Annotated in this window: 18 protein-coding genes and 15 tRNA genes; 20 read left to right on the top strand and 13 right to left on the bottom strand. The window is 41.1% G+C overall.

Features of this window, described 5'->3' with window-relative positions; translation table 11 throughout:
• Window positions 1–32 precede the first annotated feature (32 nt).
• The 5 genes from ligA (at window position 33) to msrB (ending at window position 3,850) form a co-directional block, all read left to right on the top strand.
• Window positions 33–2,054 carry an NAD-dependent DNA ligase LigA gene (gene ligA / locus E5N72_RS13345; protein ID WP_135925433.1) on the top strand — a complete coding sequence of 674 codons (2,022 nt, stop codon included), beginning with the start codon at window positions 33–35 and terminating at the stop codon, window positions 2,052–2,054.
• On the top strand, window positions 2,047–2,391 hold the full coding sequence (locus E5N72_RS13340; protein ID WP_135925431.1) for a DUF3392 family protein: 345 nt from the start codon (window positions 2,047–2,049) through the stop codon (window positions 2,389–2,391). The genes ligA and E5N72_RS13340 overlap by 8 nt, the downstream gene beginning before the upstream one ends.
• On the top strand, window positions 2,388–2,876 hold the full coding sequence (locus tag E5N72_RS13335) for a DUF2919 domain-containing protein (protein ID WP_135925429.1): 489 nt from the start codon (window positions 2,388–2,390) through the stop codon (window positions 2,874–2,876). The genes E5N72_RS13340 and E5N72_RS13335 overlap by 4 nt, the downstream gene beginning before the upstream one ends.
• Window positions 2,877–2,885: 9 nt before the next feature.
• Window positions 2,886–3,338 carry a hypothetical protein gene (locus E5N72_RS13330; protein WP_135925427.1) on the top strand — a complete coding sequence of 151 codons (453 nt, stop codon included), beginning with the start codon at window positions 2,886–2,888 and terminating at the stop codon, window positions 3,336–3,338.
• A 68-nt stretch (window positions 3,339–3,406) separates the two neighbouring features.
• On the top strand, window positions 3,407–3,850 hold the full coding sequence (gene msrB / locus E5N72_RS13325; protein WP_135925425.1) for a peptide-methionine (R)-S-oxide reductase MsrB: 444 nt from the start codon (window positions 3,407–3,409) through the stop codon (window positions 3,848–3,850).
• On the opposite strand, the gene E5N72_RS13320 is transcribed toward msrB, so the two are convergent.
• The 10 genes from E5N72_RS13320 to E5N72_RS13275 form a co-directional block, all read right to left on the bottom strand.
• The gene (locus E5N72_RS13320; RefSeq protein WP_135925422.1) at window positions 3,847–5,796 is read right to left on the bottom strand and encodes an ATP-binding protein; all 1,950 of its coding nucleotides are present in this window, start codon (window positions 5,794–5,796) and stop codon (window positions 3,847–3,849) included. The two genes, msrB and E5N72_RS13320, sit on opposite strands and share 4 nt — an antisense overlap.
• A gap of 2 nt (window positions 5,797–5,798) precedes the next feature.
• Entirely contained in the window at window positions 5,799–7,169 is a 1,371-nt protein-coding gene (locus E5N72_RS13315; RefSeq protein WP_135925420.1) for an extracellular solute-binding protein, read from the bottom strand.
• Window positions 7,170–7,176: 7 nt separating this feature from the next.
• Window positions 7,177–8,811 carry a tetratricopeptide repeat-containing response regulator gene (locus E5N72_RS13310; protein WP_135925417.1) on the bottom strand — a complete coding sequence of 545 codons (1,635 nt, stop codon included), beginning with the start codon at window positions 8,809–8,811 and terminating at the stop codon, window positions 7,177–7,179.
• A gap of 479 nt (window positions 8,812–9,290) precedes the next feature.
• Window positions 9,291–9,366, bottom strand: a tRNA-Val gene (locus E5N72_RS13305).
• Between the two features lie 177 nt (window positions 9,367–9,543).
• A tRNA-Val gene (locus E5N72_RS13300) sits at window positions 9,544–9,619 on the bottom strand.
• Window positions 9,620–9,671: 52 nt separating this feature from the next.
• Window positions 9,672–9,747, bottom strand: a tRNA-Val gene (locus E5N72_RS13295).
• Window positions 9,748–9,786: 39 nt separating this feature from the next.
• Window positions 9,787–9,862 (bottom strand) — tRNA-Val (locus E5N72_RS13290).
• Window positions 9,863–9,898: 36 nt separating this feature from the next.
• Window positions 9,899–9,974 (bottom strand) — tRNA-Val (locus E5N72_RS13285).
• A gap of 23 nt (window positions 9,975–9,997) precedes the next feature.
• Window positions 9,998–10,073 (bottom strand) — tRNA-Val (locus E5N72_RS13280).
• Window positions 10,074–10,110: 37 nt separating this feature from the next.
• Window positions 10,111–10,186 (bottom strand) — tRNA-Val (locus E5N72_RS13275).
• 656 nt (window positions 10,187–10,842) lie between these two features.
• Between E5N72_RS13275 and E5N72_RS13270 the strand changes: the two genes are divergently transcribed.
• The 13 genes from E5N72_RS13270 to E5N72_RS13210 all read left to right on the top strand — a co-directional run bounded on the left by E5N72_RS13270 (window position 10,843) and on the right by E5N72_RS13210 (window position 18,893).
• A tRNA-Ala gene (locus tag E5N72_RS13270) sits at window positions 10,843–10,918 on the top strand.
• A 39-nt stretch (window positions 10,919–10,957) separates the two neighbouring features.
• Window positions 10,958–11,033, top strand: a tRNA-Glu gene (locus E5N72_RS13265).
• Between the two features lie 127 nt (window positions 11,034–11,160).
• Window positions 11,161–11,236, top strand: a tRNA-Glu gene (locus tag E5N72_RS13260).
• A 78-nt stretch (window positions 11,237–11,314) separates the two neighbouring features.
• A tRNA-Glu gene (locus tag E5N72_RS13255) sits at window positions 11,315–11,390 on the top strand.
• A gap of 78 nt (window positions 11,391–11,468) precedes the next feature.
• Window positions 11,469–11,544: transfer RNA gene (locus E5N72_RS13250), tRNA-Glu, on the top strand.
• A 78-nt stretch (window positions 11,545–11,622) separates the two neighbouring features.
• Window positions 11,623–11,698: transfer RNA gene (locus E5N72_RS13245), tRNA-Glu, on the top strand.
• 78 nt (window positions 11,699–11,776) lie between these two features.
• Window positions 11,777–11,852: transfer RNA gene (locus E5N72_RS13240), tRNA-Glu, on the top strand.
• 258 nt (window positions 11,853–12,110) lie between these two features.
• A tRNA-Glu gene (locus E5N72_RS13235) sits at window positions 12,111–12,186 on the top strand.
• A 220-nt stretch (window positions 12,187–12,406) separates the two neighbouring features.
• Entirely contained in the window at window positions 12,407–13,354 is a 948-nt protein-coding gene (locus E5N72_RS13230) for an HlyD family efflux transporter periplasmic adaptor subunit (protein ID WP_135925415.1), read from the top strand.
• The gene (locus tag E5N72_RS13225) at window positions 13,351–14,277 is read left to right on the top strand and encodes an ABC transporter ATP-binding protein (RefSeq protein WP_135925412.1); all 927 of its coding nucleotides are present in this window, start codon (window positions 13,351–13,353) and stop codon (window positions 14,275–14,277) included. The genes E5N72_RS13230 and E5N72_RS13225 overlap by 4 nt, the downstream gene beginning before the upstream one ends.
• A gap of 2 nt (window positions 14,278–14,279) precedes the next feature.
• Complete coding sequence (locus tag E5N72_RS13220) at window positions 14,280–15,428, top strand: ABC transporter permease (RefSeq protein ID WP_135926295.1); 1,149 nt, start codon at window positions 14,280–14,282, stop codon at window positions 15,426–15,428.
• A gap of 67 nt (window positions 15,429–15,495) precedes the next feature.
• Entirely contained in the window at window positions 15,496–16,659 is a 1,164-nt protein-coding gene (locus tag E5N72_RS13215; protein ID WP_135925409.1) for an extracellular solute-binding protein, read from the top strand.
• Window positions 16,656–18,893, top strand: a complete 2,238-nt coding sequence (locus E5N72_RS13210) for an ATP-binding protein (protein ID WP_135925407.1) — start codon at window positions 16,656–16,658, stop codon at window positions 18,891–18,893. The genes E5N72_RS13215 and E5N72_RS13210 overlap by 4 nt, the downstream gene beginning before the upstream one ends.
• A gap of 14 nt (window positions 18,894–18,907) precedes the next feature.
• Here the strand turns inward: E5N72_RS13210 and gloA are convergent, their stop codons facing one another.
• Together gloA and E5N72_RS13200 are read right to left on the bottom strand one after the other, a co-directional pair.
• Complete coding sequence (gene gloA, locus E5N72_RS13205; protein ID WP_054553771.1) at window positions 18,908–19,306, bottom strand: lactoylglutathione lyase; 399 nt, start codon at window positions 19,304–19,306, stop codon at window positions 18,908–18,910.
• Window positions 19,307–19,525: 219 nt separating this feature from the next.
• A complete protein-coding gene (locus E5N72_RS13200; protein WP_135925404.1) occupies window positions 19,526–21,433 on the bottom strand; it encodes an aminotransferase class V-fold PLP-dependent enzyme in 1,908 nt (635 codons plus the stop codon).
• Window positions 21,434–21,682: 249 nt separating this feature from the next.
• Between E5N72_RS13200 and E5N72_RS20755 the strand changes: the two genes are divergently transcribed.
• Together E5N72_RS20755 and E5N72_RS13195 are read left to right on the top strand one after the other, a co-directional pair.
• Window positions 21,683–22,006: a hypothetical protein gene (locus E5N72_RS20755; protein WP_240704526.1), complete on the top strand. Its 324-nt coding sequence runs from the start codon at window positions 21,683–21,685 to the stop codon at window positions 22,004–22,006.
• 6 nt (window positions 22,007–22,012) lie between these two features.
• Complete coding sequence (locus E5N72_RS13195; protein WP_240704525.1) at window positions 22,013–23,218, top strand: serine carboxypeptidase; 1,206 nt, start codon at window positions 22,013–22,015, stop codon at window positions 23,216–23,218.
• A gap of 120 nt (window positions 23,219–23,338) precedes the next feature.
• On the opposite strand, the gene nth is transcribed toward E5N72_RS13195, so the two are convergent.
• The gene (nth, locus tag E5N72_RS13190; protein WP_054553695.1) at window positions 23,339–23,971 is read right to left on the bottom strand and encodes an endonuclease III; all 633 of its coding nucleotides are present in this window, start codon (window positions 23,969–23,971) and stop codon (window positions 23,339–23,341) included.
• Between the last annotated feature and the right edge of the window lie 27 nt (window positions 23,972–23,998).

The following is a 23,998-nucleotide window of genomic DNA, read 5'->3' as shown; positions in this document are numbered from 1 at the left end:
GTGGCTTTTTTATGTAGATTTTTGAGGTTTTCATGTCCAGCCCTATCTTTGAGCAAATTAGCCAACTTCGAGCCCAGTTAGAAGAGCATAACCATAATTATTATGTGCTGGATGCACCAAGCATTCCTGATGCTGAATATGACCGTTTAATGCGTGAATTAAGCGCTCTTGAGCAAGCTAATCCAGAGTTCCAAAGCCCTGACTCGCCATCACAAAAAGTTGGTGGTGCTGCACTTGATAAGTTTGAGCAAGTCACTCACCAAGTACCTATGCTGTCACTTGATAATGCGTTTTCTGAAGAGGAGTTTGCTGCCTTTAATCGCCGTATTAAAGAACGTTTAATGAACAGCAGTGAGTTAACTTTTTGTTGTGAGCCAAAGCTTGATGGTCTTGCAGTATCGATTATTTACCGTGACGGTGTGTTAGTGCAAGCAGCTACCCGTGGTGATGGCATGGTGGGTGAAAACATCACCCAAAACGTGAAAACAATACGTAATGTGCCGCTTAAGTTACGTGGCGATGACTTCCCGGCAGAGCTTGAAGTGCGCGGTGAAGTATTTATGGATAGTGCCGGGTTTGCCAAGCTTAACAGTGAAGCCGAAAAACGTGGCGAGAAAGTATTTGTAAACCCGCGCAATGCTGCTGCAGGTAGCTTACGCCAGCTTGATTCTAAAGTAACAGCAAAACGCCCGCTGATGTTTTACGCTTACAGTACAGGGCTTGTTGCGGATGGTCAGTTACCAGAAGATCATTACCAACAGCTTGCTAAACTGACAGATTGGGGTTTACCACTTTGCCCAGAAACTAAACTGGTTGAAGGACAGCAAGCTGCACTTGATTATTACCAAGACATTTTAGCACGTCGTAGTGAGCTGGCTTACGAAATTGACGGTGTGGTAATTAAAGTAAACGACAAAAAGCTGCAAGAGCGTTTAGGCTTTGTGGCACGTGCGCCGCGCTGGGCTATTGCCTTTAAATTTCCTGCACAAGAAGAAATCACACAATTACTTGATGTTGAGTTTCAGGTAGGTCGTACTGGCGCAATTACGCCTGTTGCACGTTTAGAGCCGGTATTTGTGGGAGGCGTGACCGTGTCTAACGCAACGCTTCATAACGGCGATGAAATTGCCCGTTTAGGCGTTAAAATTGGCGATACAGTAATTATTCGCCGTGCAGGTGATGTTATCCCGCAAATTACCCAAGTTGTGCTTGAGCGCCGTCCTGAAGACGCCAAAGATATTGTTTTCCCTGCTACATGCCCAATTTGTGAGTCACATGTGAAACGCATTGAAGGTGAAGCGGTTGCCCGTTGTACAGGTGGCTTAGTTTGCCAAGCGCAGCGTAAGCAAGCCATTAAGCACTTTGCGTCACGTAAAGCGCTTGATATTGATGGGCTAGGCGACAAGATTGTTGATCAGCTTGTTGATCGTGAGCTTATCAAAACACCTGCTGATTTATTTACCCTTAAACAAGGTCATTTTGAATCACTTGAGCGAATGGGCCCTAAGTCTGCTAAGAACTTAGTTAACGCGCTGCAAGAAGCTAAGCAAACAACATTAGCTAAATTCTTATATTCGTTAGGTATTCGCGAGGTTGGTGAAGCAACAGCGCAAAACCTAGCAAACCATTTTTTAACCCTAGAAAAAATCACCCAAGCAAGTGTTGATGCGTTAACTGAAGTAAGCGACGTAGGTGAAATTGTTGCCAAGCACGTTCGTGGCTTTTTTACTGAAGAGCATAATATGGACGTGGTTAACGCGCTAATTGAGCAAGGTATTAACTGGCCCGCGCTAACAGCCCCAAGTGCCGAGGCGCAGCCATTAGCGGGCTTAACTTACGTACTGACCGGCACATTGAGTGAGCTTAACCGTAATGATGCAAAAGCACGTTTACAAGCGTTAGGTGCGAAAGTGTCGGGCAGTGTTTCGGCGAAAACAGATGCACTGATCGCGGGCGAAAAAGCGGGCTCAAAATTAACCAAAGCACAAGATTTAGGCATTGATGTATTAACAGAGGCAGACCTCATTGCGCTTTTAAGTGAGCACAATGGATAGTTTATTGCAGGCATTGTCGTCAGTTGCTTTAACAATCGGCAGTTGGCTACAACCACACCTTTACAATATTTCATTATTGCTGGTGGTGTGTTTTATATCCTTGTATGCAAACGATATTATTAAAGTGACCAAGCGCTTTGTGGCGCGTCGTCACTTTATTATTCGTGTGCTTTGCTTTGTGCTGGTCACAGGGTTTGGTATGGGCTTACTTGTGGTGTCTGTGACGCCTTTTTTAAGTAAATTGCTAATGCTACTCGGTGTTAAATGGCTGGCGCTTACACTTACAGCAGCCTTTTTGGTACTTGGCATCATTGCTGATAAGAAGAACCAAATATGAATCGCTACGGCCCAGAATACTGGGATAAACACGGCACTTACCGGACGCCTGTGGCGTTCCACTTAACCTTACTTGTGCTTTTGCGTAGTTATTTTATTTGGCTGATGGCGGCGCTGAGTCGTCGCCCTGATCTAGATATCATGTCGTTGTTCTTTAAATCTAAAGCTGATTTTTTTATCGCTATTGCCATTGCTGCGATTGCTTTATTACCTGCGGTGATCTTTTGCTTGCGCCGGCCACAAGAAAACGCAGATAGTGCAAAACGTTTTGCGTCGATTTGGCGTTATATGCGCTGGCCATTAATTCTATGTGCAATCACAGATTTAAGTTGGTTAACCTATCAGGCTGCACACAGCCACTATCAGTTTTCGTTGTTCTTAGCTTGCCAAATGGTACTGGTGTTATGGGTACTGTTATATTTATTAAAAAGCAGATACTTGTCTGTCTTTTTCAATGATTGGCCAGATCCAATAGCAAAAAAATAGGGCAGCAAGATGTTGGCAATTAATAAGCTTTTAGCAAAAATCTCATTTACTATCGCATTCGTATTAATCGCTATATGGGTATTTACGCCACTTTGGCACAGTGCTGCATTTTCACTGTTTGTGATGTTATGGGGCTTTATAACACTATCAAGCATTTATCGAGTGACGCCGCTATTTGTAGCGCGTAACCCCATTACTGACTTATTAAAACGCGATGTTAATCAGCTAGCACTCATTAGCCTTTCTGGGCTGTTTGATTTTAAACGCAAGGCTGAGTTTGTGTTAATTGGTCAAATTAAGCAGATTGAAGTGGGTGAAGGTATTATCCATATTACTGACGTCAACGGACAAAAAAGCACAGCAGTATTGAGTGTTAGTAGTGACAAAATTAATAGCCATTTATCGCAACTGCTTTCTGAGCGCGAACGTGCGCAAATAGATATCCGTTTACAAGCGAATTAATGCCACTTGCTCTTGGCTGTGCTTGTGATGTACTGTGCAATAGTTGTATTCAACCTTGAGGGAGCACTATGTTAACTTGGCAAGATATTTTAGAGTTTGCCCATAACGGTAACCCAACACCTCCGCGTCGAGTCGAAAAGTCACCATCTGAGTGGCAAGCTGAGCTCGAACAAGATGCATTCTATGTTACTCGTTTAAAAGGGACTGAGCGTCCGCACAGCTCTGATTCATGTACGATATTTGAACCTGGTCAATATGCCTGCGTCTGTTGCAACAATTTATTATTTGATGGTGATGAAAAGTTCGACAGTGGCACTGGTTGGCCGTCATTTACTCAGCCTAGCAGTGTTGAAAGCATTGCTTATGTAGCTGACTCTAGCCATGGTATGCAGCGTATTGAAGCGATTTGCAATGTCTGTGACGCGCATTTGGGCCATGTATTTCCTGATGGCCCAGCGCCTAGTGGTCTGCGCTATTGCATGAATGCCATAGCGATGAAAAAACGTGATTAATCTAAATACTGTGCGATGATAAAAATAAGGTGCTCACGGTAAATTGGCTTGCTAATAATGTAGTCAGTCAAAATACTTGATTGCACCTTATCATCCCTTATCGCTGAAGCCGTTACCGCGATTATTGGAATATGTTTAAAACGATCATCACTGCGAATTAACTGGCTTGCCTCTAATCCACCCATTACCGGCATTTTTAAATCCATTATGATAAGGTCAGGTTGGTTTTGCTCAATTTTCATTAGAGCATCTTCACCATTAATAGCTGTATCTATCGTAAAGCTCCAGCGTGATAAGAAGGATTCTAAATATTCCCGGTTGTAAGGAATATCATCAACAATCAAAATGCGCGCTGGATTAAAATGATAGCTTGATATAGCAGGGTAATTACGATGTTCAACTTCGTTTTTAGATTCGGCTAATTCAACATTCGGTATCGACACAATAAATTCACTGCCTCGATCTTTTTCGCTGATCACCGATAACTCTCCACCCATTAACTTGATAAAGCGCAATGAAATAGCTAAGCCAAGTCCTGTGCCACCAAACTCAGAGCTACGTTGCCCTTGTACTTGCTCAAAATCATTAAAAATGAGCTCTTGTTGATCACTAGGAATGCCTTTACCTGTGTCTTTAACATGTACTTTAATATCAATATGGCTATTGTCATTATGCGCTTTAAAATCAAAAAACACTTTTACACTACCTTGCGAGGTGAATTTAATAGCATTACCGATTAAGTTTGTTAGTACTTGACGAAGTTTATTACTGTCTAGCAGCACAGGTGTTGTTAGATCAGGATGAGCAGTAACTTGTAACTCAAGATCTTTCTGAGCGCTTAATTGTAAGAACATCATGTTGAGTTCGTGACACATGGTAGGGATCTCAACTCGATCAATATCAAGTTGCATTTTACCGGCATCCACTTTTGATAAATCAAGAATATCGTTCAATACGTTAAGTAATGAGTTACCCGATATTGAAATAGCTTCTAGATAACGACGCTTATTTTTATCAGTTTCACTGTCTTGTAATAATTGGCTAAAGCCCAATACGGCATTAAGTGGTGTTCTTAATTCATGCGACATATTAGCTAAAAAGCGGCTCTTAGCTTGATTCGATTGCTCAGCTTGCTCTTTAGCATCAAGATACTCTTGGGTGCGTTTAGCAACGGTTTCTTCAAGTAAGCTATGTTGCTCATGCATACTATTGATTTGTTGCCTAACTGCAGCACGCATCATTTTAAAACCACTTGCAAGAGTACCAATTTCGTCTTGGCTTTTAATATTTATAGGGCAATTTAAATCACCTGTGGTCACTGCATGCGAAAACTCGACTAGCTGCTCAATGGGCTGCAAAATGATTCTTCGAATAATGATGTAAGCAATGATGAGCGCTGTGAGTAAGTATATCGCAAATAATGAAACAGCATTGCTGATGATAGCTTTTGTCTTTGCAGCTAAGTCAGTATCTGAAAAACTAACAATCACGTAGCCAATATTTTCGTTTTGGTAACTATTAATGGGGACCGAAACTACATATTGTTCATCCAGTGGAATGATTGTGTTTAGTGCAGGGTTCAATTGCTTCAGGATTTGCTGGTTAGTTTCTAAAGTATCAACCTTACTGTTATCAGGGTGTGCAGCAATAAAGTTATTTTGATCGATAAAGTAAATAGTTTTGAGATCATCAAATGTATTATTTTTTAGAATATTTTTTAAGGAGATACCTTGAACTTTCATCACCCAACTACCGACACTATTATCTTTCGTTAGCTTTTTTATCTCTGACAGCATAGGGGACACAATAGCATCTGCTTTTTCACTCATGTTTAGAAGTGTTTGTTCTTTTAACTCCATCACATGCAATGAGGTACTCGCCCCTAAAATGAGGGTAATGGTGAATCCGATTATCATCAGAATTTTGTGGGCAATGCTTATCCTCATTGCTAGTTTTCACTCCTTGACTTGAATGTGTGCATTGTTTCATTAATTTTTTTATCAGTTGTTTTAATTGTCTGGTTTATATCTGCACCATAGAATATTTGGCTAAATGCTTGCGAGATAATTTCACCAATGACAGGGAACTCTACCATTCCAGCTTGTAGGCGATCAGCTGTGGCATGATCAAATACCCACAACATTGTAGTATTAAACCCGGGTTTATTTACCAAGGTAAACAACTTTTCGTGCCACACTTTTTTTCTGGGAGGGGAGCCGCCAGTACTAAGTAGCGATGACGTTTGCTCGCTTGTCGCCCATTGAATAAAAAGCCAAGCCGCAGTTTTTTTGTTGGACTTGCTATTTATAGCAAACGCCCATGCCCAAGGAGAGGTTTCTCTTGCTATGGGACCTTTGGGCAAAGGGGCTGCTTCCCATTTATTCCAAATATTAGACTCTTCAGCTGTGTCTATTTCATTGTAAAAATGGGAAGCTAAAAATGCGGATGCCAGCTTACCTTGTTTAAATAAGCGGCGGATTTCATAAAAGTGCAGCAAGCGGCTATTATCAGGATTTCCATACCCTGTCGCTAAATCTCGGTACACTCTTAGACTCTGCGCTGTTTCAGTGCTATTAAACACAGACATATTTTGCTCATCGATAACTTGTGCCCCGTATGCACGCATTACTGGCAAAACTGTCCAGGTGTTTAGCCCCGCACCTGGCAATGTGCGCGCCGCAAATGCATGCATTCCAATAAGATCTGGCGTTGCATCAATAGCGCGTTGTAACTTTATCTTTGTAGCGTAGAGCTCTTCATAAGTATCAGGTACTTTAAGGTTAAACCGTTCAAATAGATCTTTTCTGTAAAAATAGATTGGCGCCGAAAAATCAAAGGGCAATGAATACAAAATATCATTGATCTTACATAGTGCTAAGCTTCGATCGCTAATGTCGTCTAGCTGATACCATGTTTTATCAGTTATCTTGGGATTATCTAAATAGGGCTGAAGAGGCTCTATCCAACCTTGGCTTTGCGCTTCTCCTAAAAAAGTAATTCCCATAGGCAATACATCGTACAAGCCTAAGCCTTCACTCAAATCTTGATGGCGGCGCGCTCGCATTTGTGATTGTTCTAAGGCATGAAAGCCAACCGAGATCCCCGTTAGCTGTTCAAATAATGGTATATAAGGCTTTAACGCTGTGAATGCTGGTTGTTCGTCTGCAAGAATATTTATATGACTTCCGGCTTCACTGCGCCAATCTATGTTTGCTTGTTGCCAGTAATGCAGTGTAGAGGAAGCAAAACTGTTGGCACTGTAAAAAAAAATCGCTGCTGTAATAAAAGGCTTGATAAGTTTTGACAAACGCGGTGCCATCTTTCGGTTACTCCGTTAACTTAATATTTAACTTATCAGCTTGTGCTTTAATTTTTTCAAATCGTATTGCTTGCTCATATTCGAGCTCTTGGCTAGCAAGTAAAGTAAAGCATTTTCTAGCAAGTGATAAATTAAAAGACTGGCCTTGATTATTAGTATCGAACAAACATTGTAATAAATTAAGTGCGATGCTGGCATTTTTGGGCATAACCCTAAATGCTTGCGTAAAGGCTTCAAGAGCTGTATTAAGTTGTCCTTTATTAAACTGTGTTACTGCATGGTTGTTAAGCTCTTTAGGGCCTAACTTGATATCTCGACGTTCTGTTTGTTGCTGTTGAATATATCTTAAATAAACAGGATCACTGACAGATGGGTGACGTTCGCAATGGTCAATAATTTGGTTAAACAGCCTTTGCGCTTTTTGATGAAAACCTAATTCATGGAATGCTTTGGCTTTGTCGAGGGCACCATCAACAGAACGAATTTGTGTATCACTCTCATCAAGTTGATTGATAAGCGCTTTTGCTTTTTGGTGTTCATCTTTTAAGTAATGTAATCGAGCATTTAGTACATCAATTTGAGTTTGATTATTACTATTGGGAAATTGCTTTTTTAAATCATTTAAATATTGATTAGTCTGCCTAGATATACGGTTTATCTGATCGCTTTGATCAGTCGTTAACGCAAAATCGATACCTGCGCGCGCCGCATTAAGGTAGATATCAGGATGATCATGAATAGAAAATTTTGCGTAAGTCGCAATATCTTTTTGTGTTAAATAGTTCTTTTCATAATCATGATTAAGTAAGGATACATGGCTCAAAGCTTTTTGACGGTTAATGTTACGTGGTGCAATATCAACAGCTTGGCTAATTAGTTGTTGAGCTTCATCATACTTATTAAGTTTAATTTCTAGTCGGCTTAGCAGGTCCAGAGCAACTAAGCGAGTTTCACTGCGTTGTAACATCGTTTTCAACATTCGCTGTGCAAGTGAATGCTCATTACATGCAATCAAAGCTTCAACTAAGCCTACCTTTGCCCAAGTGAATTTTTGAATATCAAGAACAGATTTAAAAAAGGTTTTAGCTTCTTCATTACGTTTTAGTCGAAGTAGGGCATCGCCTTTTAGTCTAAGTAAAATAGCACTAAAACTGTGGCTTTTGTTTTGTAATAATTCGTCGATCTTTTTTATTGCTTTTGAATCGTTCTCGTCATCAATAAGTTGATATACCTGATGTAAATTATTTTTTCGCATCAGTACTTTTTCGATACGATTTTTTAATTCATTGATAGTGAAAGGTTTAACAAGGAAATCATCAGGTTGTAGCTCTAAGACACTGTGTACAAGAGAGCCACTTGTTTCAGCAGAAATAAAAATAAAGCCTGTGGAGTTTTTAATTAGGCGCTTCATTTTCAGCTCTTCATATAGCTGATAGCCATCTTGTTGCTTACTCAGATTAAAAGAGCAAACAATTAGATCAAACTGCTCTATTTGGCACTGCTCTTTTGCTGAGTTGGCATGCTCTGCAAAACGTAACTGACGAAACCCCAACCCCTCTAATGATTGTTTCATATAGCTTTGAGCAAGTGGTTGCTCTTCGACTATTAAAATTTTAGCGTTCGAAAAAATCTTTGCAGGCATTAGACTTGCGACCGAGTGACATTAACAGTGACTATAATAAACAGTCTAGCTGCTGACAAGGCAAATTACAGCTTTTGCTGCTATTAAAAGTTTGGCTAAGGTCTTTGTCGAAAATGCGAGAAGTATGAAAGATCAGCTTTTAGGTATTTAGGCTTGTTGAACAGTGGGGGAAATTAAACCATTTGCCTATGTTTTATAGAAAGTGGCGATGCTTTTGAAATCTAAAGGTAGATAAGGAAGCCTTTAAAGAAAATGTTTATATGTGGTGGGTCGTACTGGACTTGAATCATCGAGCCTGTGTTTTGTAAAGAGTGGCGATGCTTTTGAAAATTAGAAATAAAATAAAGAAGATTTAAAGAAAGTATTTATGAAGTGTTTATATGTGGTGGGTCGTACTGGACTTGAACCATCGAGCCTGTGTTTTGTAAAGAGTGGCGATGCTTTTGAAAACTAGAGATAAAATAAAGAGGTTTTATATGTGGTGGGTCGTACTGGACTTGAACCAGTGACCCTCGCCTTGTAAGGGCGATGCTCTCCCAACTGAGCTAACGACCCACATATAAATTTTTCAGATTAAATGGTTGTTTTTACTGAACTTAACCACCGAGCCTTTTCGTTGTAAAGAGTTGCGATGCTCTTTGCTTCAAAAAGTAAATGGTGGGTCGTACTGAACTTAACCACCGAGCCTTTTCGTTGTAAAGAGTTGCGATGCTCTTTGCTTCAAAAAGTAAATGGTGGGTCGTACTGGACTTGAACCAGTGACCCTCGCCTTGTAAGGGCGATGCTCTCCCAACTGAGCTAACGACCCATATAATCTTTTTCTTCGCTACCATTTTTAGCTTTTTGCTTTAAAAAGTAAATGGTGGGTCGTACTGGACTTGAACCAGTGACCCTCGCCTTGTAAGGGCGATGCTCTCCCAACTGAGCTAACGACCCGCGAAGATAAATCTAAATGAAATACCATTAATTGAATAATGGTGGGTCGTACTGGACTTGAACCAGTGACCCTCGCCTTGTAAGGGCGATGCTCTCCCAACTGAGCTAACGACCCATTTAGATTTTTGTAATATGAAACACCATTTTAAAATGGTGGGTCGTACTGGACTTGAACCAGTGACCCTCGCCTTGTAAGGGCGATGCTCTCCCAACTGAGCTAACGACCCATATTACATGCAATATTTCTTAATGGTGGGTCGTACTGGACTTGAACCAGTGACCCTCGCCTTGTAAGGGCGATGCTCTCCCAACTGAGCTAACGACCCATTAAGAAATTAGATATGAAAACCATTATTTTAATAATGGTGGGTCGTACTGGACTTGAACCAGTGACCCTCGCCTTGTAAGGGCGATGCTCTCCCAACTGAGCTAACGACCCATATCTAAAAACAACGTATTGCTGCGTTGTTGTGGGGCGCTATTATAGATAGAGTTGTAAATGTGTCAACACTTGAATGAGTAAAAATGTGTTAGATGCAGCTTTTATAAACAATGACATGGCTTTTAAGCATTTTTTGGCGAACAAATATGCAATTTATATTCATAAGCTTATCTGTGGCGTTGTCATCGTTACTCTTTTTCCTCTAATTTAACTGAACTCGATGTTGTTTTAACGATGCTTGTCATTTTTTAAAACACAACTTATGTTGAATATTAAAACTGAATAACTAAATAGCTGGCAATTTTGCTGTGTTTAAAACCAAAGAGGGCGGGGGGCTCTCCGTTGGGATTTAACCGATAGTTTAGCTAACTTAAATTTGCATATAAATGTATACCTTTTGTAATGTTTAATATCACGTAATGTATACTTAAATCTCGGTATCAGTATTGATAATTGTAAAATTTAGTCAATTCCTTATTATACTGTTCGAAATGTCTGCGTAACGGATTGATATTTAGTCAGCTTGTTGAAATTTAAATCATTTAAATAAAGTTAGATAAAAAACTGTTGACTTTATTTAGGGGGCTGCATAGAATGCGCCCCGCACTCAGCGATACACAGCCAATATTAATTGGTAGTGTGTATGCAAAGTCGGGGCTATAGCTCAGCTGGGAGAGCGCTTCGCTGGCAGCGAAGAGGTCTGCGGTTCGATCCCGCATAGCTCCACCAAATTTGCATAGTGTTTGTCCTAGGGTTGCAGTTTTCTGCGTCCCCATCGTCTAGAGGCCTAGGACACCGCCCTTTCACGGCGGTAACAGGGGTTCGAATCCCCTTGGGGACGCCACTTACTTTTGTAAGTGAGCAATTGCCAAGAAGTTATATATGCTAGTCTCGAGTACTTGCATGTTGATTAAGTAACCTTAGCTCCGATATGAGTAAAACTATCACTTTGTCCTAGTGACACATTTAGTGTCCCCATCGTCTAGAGGCCTAGGACACCGCCCTTTCACGGCGGTAACAGGGGTTCGAATCCCCTTGGGGACGCCACTTACTATAAGTGTTGTGTTATTAAAAGCTCGCCTGAATCGAGTCTAACTATTCAGTTGTCCTAGTGACACATTTTGTGTCCCCATCGTCTAGAGGCCTAGGACACCGCCCTTTCACGGCGGTAACAGGGGTTCGAATCCCCTTGGGGACGCCACTTACTATAAGTGTTGTGTTATTAAAAGCTCGCCTGAATCGAGTCTAACTATTCAGTTGTCCTAGTGACACATTTTGTGTCCCCATCGTCTAGAGGCCTAGGACACCGCCCTTTCACGGCGGTAACAGGGGTTCGAATCCCCTTGGGGACGCCACTTACTATAAGTGTTGTGTTATTAAAAGCTCGCCTGAATCGAGTCTAACTATTCAGTTGTCCTAGTGACACATTTTGTGTCCCCATCGTCTAGAGGCCTAGGACACCGCCCTTTCACGGCGGTAACAGGGGTTCGAATCCCCTTGGGGACGCCACTTACTATAAGTGTTGTGTTATTAAAAGCTCGTCTGAATCGAGTTTAACTATTCAGTTGTCCTAGTGACACATTTTGTGTCCCCATCGTCTAGAGGCCTAGGACACCGCCCTTTCACGGCGGTAACAGGGGTTCGAATCCCCTTGGGGACGCCACTTATTCAAGTAGGTTATGTGTAGTAGGGTGGTGAACACCGCGCAATCTATGCACGACGTTATCAAGAGTACGAATCTCTTGGGGACCCCACTTATTAAAAGTGTTGTGTTATTAAAAGCTCGCCTGAATCGAGTCTAACTATTCAGTTGTCCTAGTGACACAGAAACTTTCTGTTTAAGCTAAGGCCATTCGCCTCGCAGGCTCGGTCTCATCTTACGCAGAAATAGCAAATCAGTGATTTGCAAACCAATTTCTGCGTCCCCATCGTCTAGAGGCCTAGGACACCGCCCTTTCACGGCGGTAACAGGGGTTCGAATCCCCTTGGGGACGCCACTTACGTTAAGTAAGTTAACGTGTTATCAAGATTATATTTTGTAATCTCATTTCAAGTAGAAAAAATCCTTTTCAAATAAATACTCTTTATTCTCCATATAACTTTACGATATAGACTACATATATTTCTAAAACTTTAATTCCTATTGATCACTTTTACTGATCATTTTAATACTTTATAGTATTTAGCAACTCATCAGCTAACCATAAGGAAATTAAAATGTTAGCTAAACGTGTTGTACTCATACTAATTTCTTTAGTCATTACAGCTTGCTCTGACTCAAATGAGGGACTGGCGCTGGGTACGCTTGAACGTGAGCGTGTGATCCATCCTGCAACGACTAACGAAATTCTGATAGAACTACCCGTTTCAGCAGGCCAGTTGGTCGAAAAAGGGCAGGTGATTGCAAAGTTTGATGCCGAACTTCAGCAAGCGATTGTCGCCAAAGCACAAGCACAACTAGCTCAAGCCACTGCATTTCTTGAAAAAACTTTGAATGGTGCTCGTCCCGAAGAAGTTGCTGCCGCATCAGCCAAAGTAGCAGCAGCCAATGCTGCATATACACAAAGCGAAGCTAATTTTCGCCGTGCAAAAACCTTAGTTAAAGATAAACTTGCAAGCCAAGAAACCTTAGACAGTGCAACCGCTGCACGAGATGAGACTTTTGCTAATTTAGAATCAGCAAAGCAGCACTTAAATGAGCTAACAAATGGTTCTCGCGTTGAAGATATTAATAGTGCAAAAGCGCAAGTTCAGGCGGCAGAAGCAGAACTAAAAGTACAGCAAAAATACCTCTCAGATCTGACAATTAAAGCCATGCGTGCTGGCAGAGTCGATAATTTACCTTGGCACGTAGGTGAGCGAGTTACCAAAGGCAGCCCAGTCGTTATTATTCAAGCAAATAGCGCACCTTACGCACGCGTTTATATCCCTGAACCATATCGTGCCAAGCTCAATCAGGGCATGACACTTACGGTTCGCGTCGATGGTATAGATAAAAATATTCAGGGCGAACTGACCTGGATTGCGACAGAGCCGGCGTTCACGCCTTTTTATGCCCTAAATCAAGAAGAACGCGCGCGATTAATGTATCTTGCCGAGGTAACACTACCCGCAAGTGAAAATAACTTACCGACAGGCGTACCTGCTCAAGTGGTTATGCCATGACTGAGTCGGTGATCCAGGCCAAAGGTTTGATAAAACAATTTGGCGATTTAAAAGCGATTGATAACCTTGATCTAGACATTGAACAAGGGCAAATTTATGGCTTTTTAGGCCCAAATGGCTGTGGTAAAACGACTGCAATCCGTATGCTTACCGGGTTATTGAAGCCAACTTCTGGTGATATCAATGTGCTTGGCTTGAGTCTGCCAAAAGATGCTGAAAAGCTCAGAACACAACTTGGTTATATGACGCAAAAGTTTTCACTTTATAGCGACTTGACCGTGCTTGAAAACCTCAAATTCATGGCTGCGCTTTACCCTTTAAAAAAACAGCAAAAACAACAAAGAATAGACGAACTACTTCACACCTACGGCCTTGATCAAAGAGCAAGTCAAATGGCCGGAAGTATGAGTGGGGGCCAACGACAGCGCTTAGCATTGGCTGCTGCAGTGATTAATAAACCAAAAATTTTATTTCTTGATGAGCCAACATCGGCAGTCGATCCACAAAATCGCCGTGACTTTTGGGAAACACTGTTTGATTTAAGTAATGCTGGTACCACCATATTAGTTACCACTCACTACATGGATGAAGCTGAGCGTTGCCATCGTTTAGCCATTTTAGAATCAGGTATTAAGCGCGCGGATGGCTCACCAAAGCAATTAATGACAGACATGCATGCTCATGTAGTAGAAATCGCAGGGGCGCAAACCAGAGAATTAAAAAAACAACTCGCAACAATTGACCATGTTATCTCGGCAACTCAGTTAGGTGCACAGCTGCGAGTATTAGTAAAAAAAGATGTTCAAGACCCCGTTGAGTTCATAAAACAGCAATCATTTTGTCAGGATACATGGCAAGTAAATAGCGTTCGCCCAAGCCTTGAAGACGTGTTTGTCACCTGTACAGGGCAGGGCAGACAATGAGCATTGTTACTTCATTAAGCCGGATAAAAGCAATTGTAAGCAAAGAATTATTACAATTACGCCGCGATAGAATGACCTTTGCGATGGTGGTGATGATCCCCCTTATCCAGCTGATTCTATTTGGTTACGCTATTAACACCAACGTGAAAGATATCCCTGTTGCCGTGGTCGATCATAGTAAAACCGCGCTCAGTCGCATTTTAGTACAAACAGTATCAGCCACAAATGTGGTTAAGGTGACAGATTATTACGACAGTATAGAGCAAGCACAAACAGCAATCGCCAGTGCGAAAGTCCGCGCCGTGTTCTTTATACCTCACGATGTGGCAAACCGACTTGCTCAGCACCCAACCGTTGGTTTTGGTTTACCTGATGGTAGTAATGAGTCGTTAGTCAGGCCAATTGCGCATTGGTTAGTTGATGGCTCAGATACAATGGTCGCGTCGAGCATAAAATCACTGCGCAATATGCCGCTTGCAGAGCTTCTCGATAAACCTGCGAATAGAACTTACCCAACCTTTGAGACAACCTTATTTTATAACCCAGAGCAGCGCTCAGCGGTTAATATTGTGCCAGGTTTAGCTGCTGTCATTTTAACCATGACGATGATTATGTTTACCTCTGCTGCCATAGTTAAAGAGCAAGAGCGAGGTAATATGGAGCTTTTAATCACCTTACCTTTAAGCTCACTTGAATTGATGATTGGTAAAGTAGTGCCTTATATCTTTATTGGTTTTATTCAGTTATTTATTATTTTAGGCATGGGCAAGGTCTTGTTTCATATTCCTTTTGGGGGTGGATTAGTTGCATTGGTTGTCGCAACCTTTGCTTTTATATGTGCCAGTTTAGTGCTTGGCTTAGTGCTTTCGACCATCGCTAAAAACCAGCTTCAAGCAATGCAAATGACAATTTTCATTCTTTTACCCTCGATTCTATTATCAGGTTTTGTATTTCCCTATGAAGGCATGCCAAAGGTTGCGCAGTGGCTTGCAGAATGCTTACCTGCAACGCACTATTTAAGGCTAATAAGAGGGATAGTGCTAAAAGAGGTTAACCTAATAAGCATGAGTAATGACTTAATTTGGCTTTCAGTCTTTACTATTTTGGGTTTAGCTGTGGCTGCATTTAGGTTTAAGAAAACCCTTGATTAAGCTAGGCAACTTACTGCATATGTGCTTAACTAAAGGGTAATTTCACTCTTTTTAAGTAGATGTTAGCGTGTGGCGAGTATTTTGGATGGCGATGCTAATAGTGACGTTTGATAGCTATTCAGCAACGATAAACCTAGCCCATACCATGAAACATGAACACTTTAACCAATTGCTTAGTGAGTTCGCAGAGCAAAGTGGTTTAACTGTTAATTCCGTCTTGGTTGACCAAAAAGAACTAAAAGTAAGGTTGGTACAAAATGCCAGTACCAGCACATCAACAGATGTAATTATTGTACCCGCTGATCATTTAGGCCTTGATAAATATGCCAACTATAGCGTTATCCCAGACTCACTCATAGCTGACACCACAGACAAGCGAACCTTAGAAACTGCAAAGCTAAACAATAAGCTCTTAGGTATACCCATCATTCAAGGCAATCACCTGTTACTTTTTTATAATAAGCAGTTTGTTAAAGAGCCAATAGAAAACTGGCAGGATATATATAGTTTCCAATCATCCTTGCCTGAAGAGGTTAAACTTGTTACATGGAGTTTTATGGAAATGTACTGGTTTATTCCGTTTTTATCGGCTTTTAATGGTGACCTAATTATAGATAATCAGGTTCAGTTAAACACCCCAGCAATGCAATCTGCTCTCAAATTTGTTTGGGATTTAAATAAACAAAACCTGGTTGATAGACAGTGCGATTACACTTGCTCAAATAATGCATTTAAAGCGCAGCAAGCCGCCTTCACCATTGATGGTGCATGGGCATTAAAAACGTATGAACAGACGCTTGGTGATAATTTAGGGATGCAACAGTTACCTAAACTCAATGGTGAGTATATGCAGCCTTATTACTCTACCTTTGTACTGGCGTTTCCAAACGATGGCTTAAACGGGGCAAATAAAGAAAGCTTATTTAAATTTGCTAAATTGGTTCAAGCAGAAAAATTCCAAACACTGGTTTGGCAAAAGCTTCAAGATATTCCAATTAACATTGAGGTTTTAAATAACCTAAAAGCACAACAAGGCACAGAGTTATCAACCTTAACTGATGCCATACAATTCACAAAACCTATGCCCTCTACCGCATCTATGATCATCGTGTGGGAGGTTTTGAATAAAGGCTTTATTCGTTATGGTAGTGGTGCCTTAACAGCTGAGCAAGCGGGGCTTTTTATGCAAGGGTTGGCAGAGCGCTCGATTGCCAATGAAGGGAATGAATGAGTAGTCCACGCTTTAGTCGCGCTTTGTTTATCAGTGTTTTACTACTGGTCATTATTCCCTTATTTATTCTTGCAGGTTTGATGATAGGGCGTTTCTATTTAAGCTCGATTGATCAAGCCAACACCAGTTTACAGTGGCAAGCTAGAAATAATGCGGCCAGCCTCGAGCAGCTACTATTCAAACTAGAGAAAAACAGTCAATTGCTTAGTAGCACTAAGGCGATTACTGAACTGCCCAATAAAGTGGTGTACTCACAGTTTGCGCTTGTGCTGCTAAAAGAGTTTGTTGCCCAAAATCCACAGATAAAAGCCTCGATAATAATTGATAATCAAGGGTTTATTGTTGAAGGTTATCCGATTAGCTCTTTAAATTTGAATTACAAACTCACAAAAAGTATTCTCGACAGCGCTCAAGCATCAACAGAGCAAAACACAATTCAAATTATCGATAATCCACAAGTCACTGAGCTACTCGCACCTCTACAGGCAACACAAAATGCCTTACTGGCTATTACATCTACCTTGCTACATGAGCAAGATTCTCTCAGTGAGCCAATAATTAAAACGGGCGTATTAGTATCTTTTGTGCCTTTATCAGAGGCGTTAAAGTGGCTTGCTATACATAATGAGCAACCGGTTTATCAAGCGGGTAAGCAAGTACAAATTTCAGCACAAGAAAACATTTTATATAGTGTGGGTGATGCTGGCGATTACGGCAAATTAATGGAGCAGGCCTCAATCAGTAATGTTTATTATAAAGGTAAGCTAACCAGTTTACAGTTCCAAATAAATGAAGCAAAAACTGCTTACACCAGCGCTGTAAAGCAAACGGCCATATTAGCAGGGTTGTTAATTGTAGGACTCTCTATCATTTCATTTTTCTTAGTGCGTTGGTTGACGGCACGACTCCATAACCCGCTAAATCGTATTACTGCTCTTAGCCGTGAATATGCATTAGGTAATTACAAACAAGATACAGACGATTTTCATTATCATGAGTTTAAAGATATTGCAGATTCGCTCAGCAGCATGGCTGATACCATTGATATACAAATTACTTCGTTGCAATTAGAAAAGCTTCGAGCTGAGCGTTCTGAGCAAGTTAAAAGCCAATTTTTAGCCAATATGAGCCATGAAATACGCACTCCGATGAATGGTATTGTGGGCTTTTTGCAGCTACTCAACAAAAGCACGCTAACACAAGAGCAAGCAGAGTTTGTAAGGCAAATAAATAACTGTAGTGATGTGTTATTAACCGTGATTAACGATATTCTCGACTTTTCAAAAATAGAGGCCAATAAAATAGAGCTCGAGTCGCGACAATGTGATTTAGTCGCGCTTTGCCATGACCTTATCTTACTATTTAAACCGAGTTGTGATGCCAAAGGGGTTGGCTGCCGGCTCGAGGTCTCCTCATTACAATCGCTGAATGTAGAATGTGATGAAATACGCGTCAAACAAGTGCTGATTAACTTGCTCTCTAACGCCGTTAAGTTTACCAATCAAGGGGAGATCGTTCTTTCGCTTACTCTGCAAAGCCGAGATGAACACCAAACAGCCGTTGTGTTATCGGTAAAAGATACAGGTATAGGTATCGCTGAAGATAAAATAACGGCCCTGTTTAATCCCTTTGTACAAGCGCAAAGTAGTACCACTCGTGAATATGGAGGGACCGGTCTTGGGCTTGCCATTAGTAAAGGAATGATTGATTTAATGGGAGGCACTATTGCTATTGTTAGTGAACTTGGTAAAGGCACCGAGTTTAAGATTAATGTTAATTTTAAATCACTAAACCCACAGGACGCTAACGCAAAAGTACACCAACCTGATGAAGACACTCAGTTCGATTTTAAAGCGGTCAGCAAGCCAATATTAATTGCTGAAGATAACCCGATTAACCAAATTGTTATTACTAAGTATTTAACTCAATTAGGTCTAAATTATGAATTGGCCGAAAACGGTCAAATTGCTTGTGAAAAAACTCTAACACAGGATTACGCACTGATTTTAATGGATATTCAAATGCCGGTGATGGATGGCTTAACTGCCAGCAAAAATTTACTTGCAAGGGCAGATTTTAATACGCCGATTATTGCCATCAGTGCCAATGCAATGAAAGACGACATCGAAACAAGCGCAAAAGTTGGTATTAGCGATCATATCGCAAAGCCAATTAATTTTGCTGAACTAGAAAAAGTACTCGCAAAGTGGCTATCTCAGCAATCGCTGAAATAGCCAGTATTTATATATCAAAAAGTGTTGTTATCTTTTTTCTGAATTAACTCAATCGCATAACCATCTGGGTCTTTAACAAATGCGATTTCAGTTGTGCCGCCTTTTACTGGACCCGGCTCTCGGCTCACATTACCGCCAGCAGCTTTAATGTCTTCGCAGGCTTTATAAATATCATCAAACTCGATAGCAATATGACCGTATGCATTACCCAAATCATAGCTGTCTGTATCCCAGTTATAAGTAAGCTCAAGCACAGTCGAATCTTTTTCGTCACCATAACCGACAAAAGCAAGGGTGTAGCGGTACTCTTCGTTGTCTGCGCGGCGCAGCTCTTTCATACCTAATACCTGCGTATAAAATTCAATTGATTTATCTAAATCAGCAACGCGAAGCATTGTGTGTAATAAGCGCATTTTAAGCATCCTCTTTCTTGTCTTTAAATTCGTACAATTCTAATAGCGCAGTATGGCTGTGCATTAAAATTATTGAAAATGGATTATAAGATATTTCGATTGCTTGCACAGTAGCATTGAGACAAAGCATAAAGCGTTTGCTATGAAAAGGGTGATGTTATGCAGCAATGAATAGGGATTGCTGCATAACAATGAGGTATTTGCTGTATAAGCGAAAGCTTAGCTTTTCACTTTACCTTTAAGTACATAAATTTCGCCATCAAAGCTCCCTTGAATTGTCAGACCTTGTCCCGCCAACTCTTTAAGGTATTCGATATGCTCATTAGTGATATGTTGCCCCGGCACTAACAGTGGGATACCAGGAGGATAAGGCGTGACTAATCCGGCACAAATTCGGTTGTTACTTTTACTGATCGGCACAGACTCACGTTCGCCATAAAACGCATCACTAGGAATACAGGCTAAGTCTATAGCGGGTAGATTCTCTGGTAAGCGTGTTCGTCTCATTGAAGTGGCGAGTTTTACTTTACCGCTATCGAGTTTCTTCAGCGCATTGTAAAGGCGAATGATCTTCGAGCGCGTGCCGCCAAGAGTCAGTAAAACTAAAATGGTGCTGTGCGTATATTTTTCGATTTCAAGGCCAATTTCATCTAATAGAAACTTATGAATATCCTTTAATGAATAAGGTAACTCACTAATATCGATGAGGATCTTCAGTGGGTCGTGACCCATGTTATCGCCACTAAAGTGAGGGAATATATCCATGAAATCTTGCTTATCGAGCACTTTTATATGTTTGAGTGAAGCCATTTGCTGCTTAAACTCTGCAACGTGATTCAGCAGGGCATTTAGTAATTTATAACCTTCCATTTCTAATTGCTTTTGGCATACATCCAGCGAAGCAATGAGTTGATATTTTGGAGAAGTACTGGCGTAAATACTGTAGATCTCACGGAAGAAATCGGCATCGAAATCAGGGTCGTTAACATGAATATAAGACGCCTGAGAGAACGCTGAAACCACTTTATGTGCCGAATGGGTAACATAATCTGCGCCAGCATTAATAGCCGAATAGTGTCGTAAGCTCGGGTGGAAAAGCGAGTAAGCAAACCACGCTTCGTCGATAAACACTTTAATACCGTGCTGATGTGCAAATTCCACTACTTGTTTTAAATCGCTAAGCAGACCATCGTAGGTACAGCCAGTTAAAACCAGTAATTTAGCATCGCTATTTTGTTCAATCGCCTGCTTGATGTCAGCCAGTGAAGGGGGCGCGAAGATACCATATTTAGGGTTTAAAATACTCGATAAGTAAATAGGTAAACTAGCCGATTGCAAAATGCCATAATGTACTGATTTATGGCAGTTTCGGTCGATGATCACCTTATCGCCTTTACGCAGTAAAGTTTGCAAAATAATCTTATTTGAAGTCGATGAACCATTGGTAACAAAGTAGGTATGTTTTACTTCAAATGTCGCCGCAGCTGATTCTTGAGAGCGGCCTATGGTGTTGGTGCTGTCAGACAGTGAGCCAAGCGAGTCGACAGAAACCGATAGGTCGCCAACAAATACGTTACGGCCATAAAACTGATAAAAGTCTTTAATATACGGAGAATTTCTAAAGCTAGCACCGCCACTGTGACCAGGCGTGTGCCATGAATCGTTCGATTCACCGACATAACGACGATAGGCGGTCCAAAATGGCGTTTCTGAACGGTCATCAAAGTCATTGATCATATAGCCCAAAATAGCTTCAGGGTCTGAGATGACTTCGTCCTTAAAAAAGAAAGACTCAATTTCTTCTGACTCGTTGACTATCTCCAAGCCTTTCGTATCGTCACCAATAACATAGACAGGCAGTTCTAGGCGTATGCCTTTTAATTGCTCGATAAAACGGCTATAGGTGCGCTCGCCATTATTCAATACATCCCAGCTAAGTACCACAGCTTGAATATCGCCATCTTCCTCTACACATTTCAACGCTTGCTTAAGCTCAATGCACTCAATAATGTCGATATCAACATCACTGCGCTCAAAATTAGGGATTGTTTTTGCTAGGTTCGTTGAAAGCTCTTGCAAAGTGGCTGGATCTTGCTCAATTAACAAGATACGAAGTAAAGGTAACATAGCAACTCTCATAAAAAATTTCACATTACTCAACAGCATAACGAAAGGATGGGAGCTTGTGAAATTAATACTTTGATATTTTTTGTCCCGATACAGATTATGCTTTTTTGCGTGTTAAACGCAGATAGTTGAAATTACATGTGCTTGCTGTAAAAGTAATCGCTCAAGTAAAAGGTTAATTGAGCACTGAGTGATAAAGCCACTTAAGCCAGATACAGATAAAAATAAGCCTGCTAGGGAGAATAAAACATGGCGTATGTTGCCAATTTCAAAACTGTAGTCATCTCGACATTGTTTGCGTTTTGTACGAATGCAGTTAATGCAGATGAAGTCTCCGATTCAAACAATAAAAAGTCGATACCTGAAGCCACTAAATTTGTGACCCAGCATAAAGGCACTTTCAATGGCAAAAAGCTAAAATACAAAGCTGTAGCCGGTGAAACTTATTTATTAAACAAAAACGAAGAGCCAACTGCTGCTATCTTTTCGTTTGATTACCTAGCTGCAGACGACAACAAAAATAGACCAGTTACATTTATCTGGAATGGTGGTCCGGGCTCATCGTCTAACTGATTACATATGGGTGCTTATGGTCCTAAACGAGTCGTGGTACCAAGCGATGCAACGGCTCCTGGATTGGCTCCTTACGAATTAAAAGATGCGCCTGAGACGATTCTTGATGTGACTGATATGGTGTTTGTTGACCCTGTTGGCACAGGTTACTCGCGTGCATTAGGTGAAACTGAAGGCAAGTCCTTTTGGGGCTTGAAAGAAGATGCATCTTCTATCGCTGATTTTATTGCCCAGTGGCTAACAAGAGAAAATCGCTGGAATGCACCCGTATTTTTATTGGGAGAGAGCTACGGGACAACTCGAGCGGCAGCGGTTTCTAAAGTACTTATGGATAAACACTTGATCAATGTAAATGGCATTATTTTTGTGTCGCAAGCTTTAGACTATCAAGGTTCAAGCCCTTATGTTGACGATAACATCATATCTTATATCACTTACATACCCACACTCGCTGCAACTGCTTGGTACCACAAAAAAGTAGACACATCAGGAGATTTTGCAGCATTTATTGATGCGAGCCGACAATTTGCAGTTGATGAATTACTACCAGCCTTATTTAAGGGTAATGCGCTTAGCAAAGCTGACAGAACGCAAATTGTTGACGGCCTTCACCGTTATACAGGGCTAAGTAAACAATATATTGAGCAGGTTGATTTACGTATTAACGCGTTCAGATTCGCTAAAGAGTTATTGCGTGATGAGGGCGTCGCAGTAGGCTTGCTTGATGGACGTTATAAGCTTGATGAACGAGACGATTTAACAGCGGCTCCTAAGCAAGATGCGTCAAAAGTTATTGGGCCTGCATATAAAGCGGCACTGATGAAATACATGCGTACAGATTTAAACGTACAGTGGAAAAGAAAATACTTAAACCCTGGCGATCCTGAGTTATCAGATAACTGGCGCTGGCGTACTGCTCCTGATGGACAAGGCTGGGAGCCTAGATACGTCAATACCGCGCCAGATTTATCTTATGTGCTTCGCAGTAATCCGCAAATGAAAGTGATGGTTGCCTCAGGGTATTACGATATTGTCACGCCATTTTTTGATGCAGAATACACCTTAAACAGACACGGTATATACGCTGATAAAATTGACTATCACTATTATCACGGTGGTCACATGATGTATGTTCACGAACCAGCAAGAGTATCGTTGTTAAATGATACGCGAGAGTTTATTAAAAAGCAGGTGAGCCAAAACCAGCGATAATGGCTAGGATTTTCGTGCCAAACCTTGTGTTTGGCACAATCTGCAAAATGAACTTACTGAGGTGATAGAAAAAGGTGAGCAACTTCACCTTAAAATTGTTAGCTTTAGAGTAGACTTTAACTACTCAGTCTTTTCCTTAAACTCACATAAGTCTTCGATAATACAGCTGCCGCACTTAGGTTTACGAGCCGTGCACACATAGCGGCCATGCAGGATTAACCAGTGGTGTACATCGACCTTAAACTCTTTAGGTACCACTTTTTCTAATTTTTGTTCAACAGCAACTACATCTTTACCCATGGCAAACTTAGTGCGGTTAGATACGCGGAAAATATGCGTGTCTACAGCAATTGTTGGCCAGCCAAAGGCACAGTTTAAAACAACATTCGCGGTCTTTCTGCCAACACCCGGTAATGCTTCGAGTGCTTCACGATTTTCTGGTACTTCTGAGTTATGTTTATTGACCAGAATTTCACACATTTTATAGACATTATTGGCTTTAGAATTAAACAAACCAATGGTCTTGATGTAATCACGAAGGCCTTCAAGGCCTAAATCAAGAATCGCTTGAGGCGTGTTAGCAACAGGGAATAGCTTACGGGTTGCTTTATTAACACCCACATCTGTAGCTTGTGCTGATAAGGTAACCGCAACTAATAATTCAAACGGGCTTGAGTATTCAAGCTCTGTTTCTGGGTGCGGATTTTGCTCACGTAGACGAGATAAAATCTCATAGCGTTTTTCTTTATTCATGGTGGCGTAAAGCACGCAGTGACGGTG

Source organism: Pseudoalteromonas sp. MEBiC 03607 (assembly GCF_004792295.1).
Classification (GTDB): domain Bacteria; phylum Pseudomonadota; class Gammaproteobacteria; order Enterobacterales; family Alteromonadaceae; genus Pseudoalteromonas; species Pseudoalteromonas lipolytica_C.
The sequence above is the reverse complement of the archived record's forward strand: the minus strand, read 5'-3'. Positions and strand labels throughout refer to the sequence as shown.